The following is a 7,075-nucleotide window of genomic DNA, read 5'->3' on the forward strand; positions in this document are numbered from 1 at the left end:
CGACGGTCGCGGGAACAAGCGCAACACGCCGCTCCCCAACCCCCAACTCAACCACAAATCCTAGTCTCAATACGTCTCTCCCGCGTTTCACTGGGTGCCGGCTGCCGCAGCGCCGGCCTGCTGTTTCCTTGCCGCTGACCAAGGGCCGGCCGCCCTACGAAGTTCCCCTGCGCCCGGCATCCCGACCGGGCCGGAGACCGCTCCGGCTGCCCATGGCATGCCGGACGCAGCTTGCTCCTTGGTCAACGCATCCCGGTTTGGCTAGTTGGCTTTACCTTTCGCGGCCATCCCGAAAGGCTTTCCGCGACAAAAATTCACAACTCCGCCGGAAAGCCGCGGCATTTGCGCCGGCGGCTTCCGGCAGGGGACGCGGCAGGCTAGAGCACGGCACGGAATGCACGGAGGCACAGATGCAGTCAGCCCATCCCCTGGTGCGCGACCTCGTCCTGGTCGGCGGCGGCCATACCCATGCGCTGGTGCTGCGCCGCTGGGGCATGAAGCCGGTGCCGGGGGTGCGGCTGACGCTGGTCAATCCCGGCCCAGTGGCGGCCTATTCGGGCATGCTTCCGGGCCACGTGGCGGGGCATTACGCGCAGGACGACCTTGAAATCGACCTGGTGCGGCTGGCGCGCTTCGCGGGCGCGCGGCTGGTCGACGGCGCGGCGGCGGGGCTGGACCCGGAGGCGCGGACCGTGGCCGTGCCGGGGCGCGCGCCGATCGGCTACGACCTCTGCTCGATCGATATCGGCATCACCACGCGGATGCCCGCCCTGCCCGGCTTCGCCGCCCACGCGCTGGCCGCCAAGCCGCTGGCCGCCTTCGCCTCCGGCTGGCGGGACTTCACCCGGCGCGCGGCGGCAGGCGAGGTCGCGGCACAGGTTGCGGTGGTCGGCGGCGGGGTGGCCGGGATCGAGCTGGCGCTGACCATGCAACACCGCCTGGCGCAGGATTGCGCGGCGCCGCAGGTGACGGTGATCGACCGCGGCGCGGTGCTGGCGGGCGTCGGCCCGCGGTCGCGCGACGCCTTGCTGGCCCGGATGGCAGCCCGCGGCATCGCTGTCGCAGAGCATGCGGAAATCGCCGCAATCACCGCAGAGGGTCCGGTGCTGGCGGACGGGCGGCTGGTCGCCGCTGCGCTGACCGTCGGGGCGGCCGGGGCCACGCCTGCGCCCTGGCTGGCACGGACCGGGCTGGCGCTGGAGAACGGATTCGTCGCGGTGGATGCCTGCCTGCGCAGCCTGAGCCACGCGGCCGTCTTCGCCGCGGGGGATTGCGCGCATCTGAGCGCATCGCCGCGGCCCAAGGCCGGGGTCTTTGCCGTGCGGGCCGCGAAGGTGCTGGACGCCAACCTGCGCGCGGCGCTGGCCGAGCGGCCGCTGCGCCCCTTCCGGCCGCAGCGCAGCTACCTGAAGCTGATCTCGCTCGGTCCCGAAGAGGCGCTGGGACAGAAGGGGCCGATGACGCTGGCAGGGCCGATGATGTGGCGCTGGAAGGACCGGATCGACCGGAAATTCATGGAGAAATTCGACGACCTGCCGGCGATGGCCGCGCCGCCCCTGCCGAAGGGCGCGATCCCGGCGCTGCGCCGGGCGGTTCCCTCGGACAAGCCGATGTGCGGCGGCTGCGGCGCCAAGGTCGGGCCCGGCGCGCTGAGCAAGGCGCTGTCGGGGCTGGGCCGGCCGCAGGCGGCGGAGCTGGAGAACCGGCCCGGCGACGATGCGGCGATCCTGAAGGCCGGCGGCCGCTGGCAGGTGATCAGCACCGACCACCTGCGCGCGGTGACCGAGGACTGGGAGCTGATGACGCGCATCGCGCTGAACCACGCGATGGGCGATGTCTGGGCGATGGGCGCGGCGCCGCAGGTGGCGCTGGCGCAGATCGTGATTCCGCGGATGACCGCGGAGCTGCAGGAACGGACGCTGGCCGAGATCACGGCCGCGGCAAGCGGCCTCTGCGGCCGGATCGGCGCGGCGCTGGCCGGCGGGCACACGACGATGGGGGCCGAGACGACCATCGGCTTCACCGTCACCGGGCTGAGCGGCCGTCAGCCGGTGTCGAAGGGCGGTGCGCGGCCGGGCGACGTGCTGGTGCTGACCCGCCCGCTGGGCAGCGGCACGATCCTGGCCGCCGAGATGCAGATGCAGGCGAAGGGCGCCTGGGTGGCGGGGCTGCTGCGGCGCATGGCAGAGCCGCAGGCGGCGGCCGCCGCCGCGCTGGCACCGCGGGCGCATGCGATGACCGACGTGACCGGGTTCGGACTCGCGGGGCACGCGCTGGAAATGGCGGAGGCCTCGGGCGTGGCGATCGAGCTGAAGCTGAAGGACATCCCGCTGTTCGAGGGCGCGCTGGAGCTCTGCAAGGCGGGGATCCGCTCGACCATCTTCGAGGACAACCGAGCCGCCACCATCTGGAAGTTGGCCGGCAAGACGGAGAAGGCGCGGGCGCAGTTGCTGCACGATCCGCAGACCTGCGGCGGGCTTCTGGCTGCGCTGCCGCCGATGGCCGCGATGGAGGCGGTGGCGGAGATTGCCTCCGCGGGCGGCGAGGCACATGTGATCGGCCGCGTCGCCGAAGGCGCTCCGGGGCTGCATCTCGCCTGACCATCTGCCGCGCGGGGAGACATGGATTTCCCGCGCGGACGGCTAGATACTGGGGCGGAAAGACAAACGGAGTCCGTCATGCCCCTCGATCTCGACCTCTTGAAACGGCTGTGCGAAACCCCCGGCGTGCCCGGCAGCGAGGAGCGCGTGCGCGACCTGATCCGCGCCGAGGTGCTGCCGCTCTGCGACGAGGTGAAGGTCGACGCGATGGGCTCGCTGCTGTGCCGCAAGAACGGCAAGGGCGAGGCGCCGCTGAAGGTCATGCTGCTGTGCCACATGGACGAGATCGGCTTCCTCGTCAGCCACGTCACCGACGAGGGCTGGGTCCATGTCCTGCCGGTGGGCGGCTTCGACCCGCGCACGCTGTTCGCGCGGCGCGTGCTGGTCTGCACCGATACCGGCGACCTCAGGGGGGTGATGAACCCGGCCGGCAAGGGGCTGCACATCTCCTCGCCGGAGGAGCGCAAGAAGGTGCCGGAGGTGCACGAATTCTACGTCGATCTCGGGCTGGGCAAGGCGGCGAAGGACATCGTCAAGGTCGGCGACATGGTGGTGATGGACGAGCCCTTCCTGGAGATGGGCGAGAAGGTGGTGTCGAAGGCGCTGGACAACCGCATCGCCTGCTATCTGGGCATCCAGGCGCTGAAGAGCCTCGCCGGCAAGGCGCCGGAGGCGGAGATCCACGTCGCCTTCACCTGCCAGGAAGAGGTCGGGCTGCGCGGCGCGCGCACGGCGGCAACCGGCATCGCGCCGGATATCGGCATCGGCGTGGACACGACGCTGGCCTGCGACACGCCCGGCGTGGGCGAGACCGACCGGGTGACCAAGCAGGGCGACGGGTTCGGGCTGCACCTGCGGGATTCGTCCTTCATCGCGGACAAGGCGCTGGCGGCGGAATTCGCGGCGCTGGCCGACAGCCGCGGCATCCCGTTCCAGCGCACCATGCTGCGCGCGGGCGGCCAGGACGGCGCGGCGGCACAGCAGGCGGCGGCGGGCGCGCGGGCGGTCGGGATCGTGGTCGGCACGCGCTACATCCACACGGTCTGCGAGATGATCCACAAGAGCGACCTGGAAGCGGCCGAGGACATCCTCGCGGCCTATCTGGGCGGGCTCTGATCCCCCTCGCCCCGGCCCTCTCCCCCATGGGGAGAGGGAGCAACGCAAAAACCCGGCCGCGGGGCCGGGTCTTGCATGTCCTCCGGGGAGGAAGTGGCGCGGTTGACGGGGCTCGAACCCGCGACCCCCGGCGTGACAGGCCGGTACTCTAACCAACTGAGCTACAACCGCGTTGTCCGGCGCGTATAGCGATGCCCGCGGGAGGGGGCAAGAGCTTTCGGAACGGAAAGTTGATGAAAGGCGGGCGCGGTCCGGAAACGCAAAAACCCGGCCGAATGGCCGGGTTTTGCATGCCCTCCGGAGAGGAAGTGGCGCGGTTGACGGGGCTCGAACCCGCGACCCCCGGCGTGACAGGCCGGTACTCTAACCAACTGAGCTACAACCGCGTTGTCCGGCGCGTATAGCGATGCCCGCGGGAGGGGGCAAGAGCTTTCGGAACGGAAAGTTGATGAAAGGCGGGCGCGGTCCGGAAACGCAAAAACCCGGCCGAATGGCCGGGTTTTGCATGCCCTCCGGAGAGGAAGTGGCGCGGTTGACGGGGCTCGAACCCGCGACCCCCGGCGTGACAGGCCGGTACTCTAACCAACTGAGCTACAACCGCGTTGTCCGGCGCGTATAGCGATGCCCGCGGGAGGGGGCAAGAGCTTTCCCTGCGGCAGCTGCGAAAAATTCTCAGTGCCGGGATGCGCGCAGGTCGAAGACGCCGTAGGCCGCGACCAGCAGGAAGCAGGCACCCGGCACCGCATAGCCCGCGACCGGACCAGCCGCATCGGAGACGGCGCCGAAGGCCAGCGGCATCAGCGCGCCGCCGAGAATCGCCATGACCAGCCCGGCCGAGCCGAATTTCGTGTCCTCGCCCAGCCCCTCCAGCGCGATGCCGTAGATCGTCGGGAACATCAGCGACAGCGCCGCGGAGCAGAGCACCACCGCAATGACGCCGGTCCATCCGGGCGCGGACACCGCGACGGCGCAGAGCAGCGCACCGAAGAGCGCCATGGCCGCCAGCAGCCGCGCGGGGCGGACCAGCCCCATCGCCCAGGTCATCGCGAAGCGCGAGACGAGGAAGACGGCCAGGCTGGCCTGCAGGTACCAGCCGGCCTCGGCCTCGGTGCCGCCGATCGCGGCGATCACATAGGGAATGGTGAAGGTCCAGACGCAGGTCTGGGCCCCGACATTGAAGAACTGCGCCGCCACGCCGAAGACGTAGTGCCGGTTCGACAGCAGCCGCCGCAGCGTCGCGGCGAAATGCACCTCATGGTCGCGGGCAGCCGCACTTTCGCCCGCAGCGGGCATCGGGCAGAGCGCGATGGCCAGCCAGATCAGCCCGAGCACCGCGGCGAAGCCGACATAGGGCACCATCACGGCCTGCAGCTCGCTCGATTGCATGGCCAGCAGCGCCTCCTGCCCCATCCGGGCGCGGTCCTCGGCGGTGGCCGGGTCGAGATGCGGCAGGATCAGCGCAGCCGACAGGAACACGCCGATATTGGTGCCGACCGGGTTGAAGGCCTGCGCCAGGTTCAGCCGCCGCGTCGCGGTCTCCCCGGACCCCAGCGCGATCACGAAGGGGTTGGCCGAGGTCTCCAGAATCGACAGCCCGCCGGCCAGCAGGAAAAGCGCCGCCAGGAAGGTGCCGTAGGTCATCATCAGGCTGGCCGGGTAGAACATCACCGCGCCTGCGATGGCGCAGCCCAGCCCGGTCAGCAGCCCGGTCTTGTAGGAGAAGCGGCGGTTGATGAAGGCGGCGGGCAGCGCCAGGCAGAAATACGCGCCGTAGTAGGCGAACTGCACCAGCGAGGCCTGCAGCGTGCTCATCGAGAAGATCCGCGAGAAGACCTGCACCAGCGGATCGGTCATGTTCGCGGCTACGCCCCAGGCGGCGAAGCAGGTGACGACCAGCACGAAGGGCAGCCTGCCCCCGGAAAGGGCGCCCCTGCGCCCGGTGGCGATTGCGGATTCCGTCGACATGCACACCTCCCGTTTAATTAGTAAACTTTGTAGACTAATCAGGAGTTCCCTGTCGCTGCGCCAAAACCGCCCGCAAACACGGAAAAGCCCCGGAGGCGGAACGCCGGGGCGGATGTCACTGCAATTCGTACTGGAGGGAAAGCCACCGAAGTGGCGCGGTTGACGGGGCTCGAACCCGCGACCCCCGGCGTGACAGGCCGGTACTCTAACCAACTGAGCTACAACCGCGTGAGGCGGGGGAATACTGATAGCCGCGGAAGAGGTCAAGAAGCTTTTCGCAGCTTTCTTCCCTCCCCCGCAGTTCGTCCCGGACTCCGGCGCCGGATGAATTCCGCGCCACCGCCTGCCGGCAGCGGGAACCGGCCATGCGCCCAGTCGCCGCGCCGCCAGGCCTCCTTGGCCTCGTCAATCCGCTCCATGCAAGAGGCGGCGAGAGGAGCTCGCCCCCGAGTCCCTGGCTGATGGACATTGCGCGCAGAGAGAGGGATCCCTGCCAGCAGACAGCCCCGCCGCCACTTCGCGGCCACGTTCAGGGAGCAGGCCGTTGCGCCGCTTTCCGCGCCGGGCACCACTCGGACCAGCGTTGCGAAAGCGCGGCGGGACGCCCTCGCAGCTGAAAGACGGGCGGCTTGAACTCGCAACCTCGGATTCGGCCGAGGCGTTCCGGCAGCAGCAGGCCGAGGCCGCCGATTTGCCCGAACTCCGGCGAGGGAGCCGCCGACAGAAGGAAGAGGTGGAGGTCATGCGCAAGGCTGCGGCGCCGGTCACGGCCTCGGACCCGTGACGCGACCGTGCCGGCTTCGCTCGGCGGGCGGCGAAGCCGCGAAGGGCAAGCTCGCCTACATCGCTCCCTGCGCGGCCGGACACGCCATCCGCGCAAAGGCCCTCTCGCTTGGACGGGTCGCGCCCCGGGGCCGCGCTTTGCCGCGTGCTTTCGGTCAGCCGGAACTTGTTTCATTCCGGGCGCAACAGAAGGCCAGCGAGATCCTCCGGCCGGTGATCCGGGAATTTCCGGAGCCATCCTCCGACGCCAAGGTACCCCGCGCATGCACGCCGAGCTTAGCGGCCAAGGCATCCGGGTTCCGAAGTAGACGTGTCCAAGCTCATGAAAGGCAGCGGGATCTTTCCGCCAAGGCGGCGTGGCCGCGGACCGCAGGCGACTCAATCCGGGGATCGCCCCCCTTCGGCGGCAGAATTTCCGGACCGTGGAGCCGGACCGCATATGGCCGGCCGACATTGGCGCGGTCAATGTTCGTCCGAACCGGTGGCGCAATCTTGGCGGCTGCCCACGGACGCAGCTGGGGTCAGGCCTTCGGTAGCGGGTCTGCATCCGTCGGGAGATTTCAGCCAGCCGATGAGATCCCGCTGGCGGGGGTGGTCTGGCTCAGCCGGTC

3 protein-coding genes and 4 tRNA genes are annotated in these 7,075 nt (G+C 69.9%); 2 read left to right on the forward strand and 5 right to left on the reverse strand.

All coding sequences use genetic code 11. The annotated features are described in order from the left end of the window. Positions 1-410: 410 nt before the first annotated feature. Together selD and HCC78_RS30990 are read left to right on the forward strand one after the other, a co-directional pair. Positions 411-2,600, forward strand: a complete 2,190-nt coding sequence (gene selD / locus HCC78_RS30985; RefSeq protein ID WP_172332589.1) for a selenide, water dikinase SelD — start codon at positions 411-413, stop codon at positions 2,598-2,600. A 78-nt stretch (positions 2,601-2,678) separates the two neighbouring features. After that, on the forward strand, positions 2,679-3,716 hold the full coding sequence (locus tag HCC78_RS30990; RefSeq protein ID WP_172332590.1) for a M42 family metallopeptidase: 1,038 nt from the start codon (positions 2,679-2,681) through the stop codon (positions 3,714-3,716). Between the two features lie 94 nt (positions 3,717-3,810). Here HCC78_RS30990 and HCC78_RS30995 read toward each other — a convergent pair. From HCC78_RS30995 to HCC78_RS31015, 5 genes are all read right to left on the reverse strand, one after another. Then, positions 3,811-3,887, reverse strand: a tRNA-Asp gene (locus HCC78_RS30995). A gap of 138 nt (positions 3,888-4,025) precedes the next feature. Continuing rightward, positions 4,026-4,102 (reverse strand) — tRNA-Asp (locus HCC78_RS31000). A gap of 138 nt (positions 4,103-4,240) precedes the next feature. Next, positions 4,241-4,317: transfer RNA gene (locus HCC78_RS31005), tRNA-Asp, on the reverse strand. 71 nt (positions 4,318-4,388) lie between these two features. Continuing rightward, positions 4,389-5,681, reverse strand: coding sequence for an L-fucose:H+ symporter permease (gene fucP, locus HCC78_RS31010; protein WP_172332591.1), 1,293 nt, complete (start codon positions 5,679-5,681; stop codon positions 4,389-4,391). Positions 5,682-5,832: 151 nt separating this feature from the next. After that, positions 5,833-5,909, reverse strand: a tRNA-Asp gene (locus tag HCC78_RS31015). Positions 5,910-7,075: the final 1,166 nt, after the last annotated feature.

Origin of the sequence: Mangrovicoccus sp. HB161399, assembly GCF_013184745.1 — a bacterium.
Classification (GTDB): Bacteria; Pseudomonadota; Alphaproteobacteria; order Rhodobacterales; family Rhodobacteraceae; genus Mangrovicoccus.

What these genes read in the sequence shown, in the direction of transcription:
- selD (WP_172332589.1), top strand. Translation starts at nt 411, where the DNA reads ATGCAGTCAGCCCATCCCCTGGTGCGCGACCTCGTCCTGGTCGGCGGC.
- HCC78_RS30990 (WP_172332590.1), top strand. Translation starts at nt 2,679, where the DNA reads ATGCCCCTCGATCTCGACCTCTTGAAACGGCTGTGCGAAACCCCCGGC.
- fucP (WP_172332591.1), bottom strand. Translation starts at nt 5,681, where the DNA reads ATGTCGACGGAATCCGCAATCGCCACCGGGCGCAGGGGCGCCCTTTCC.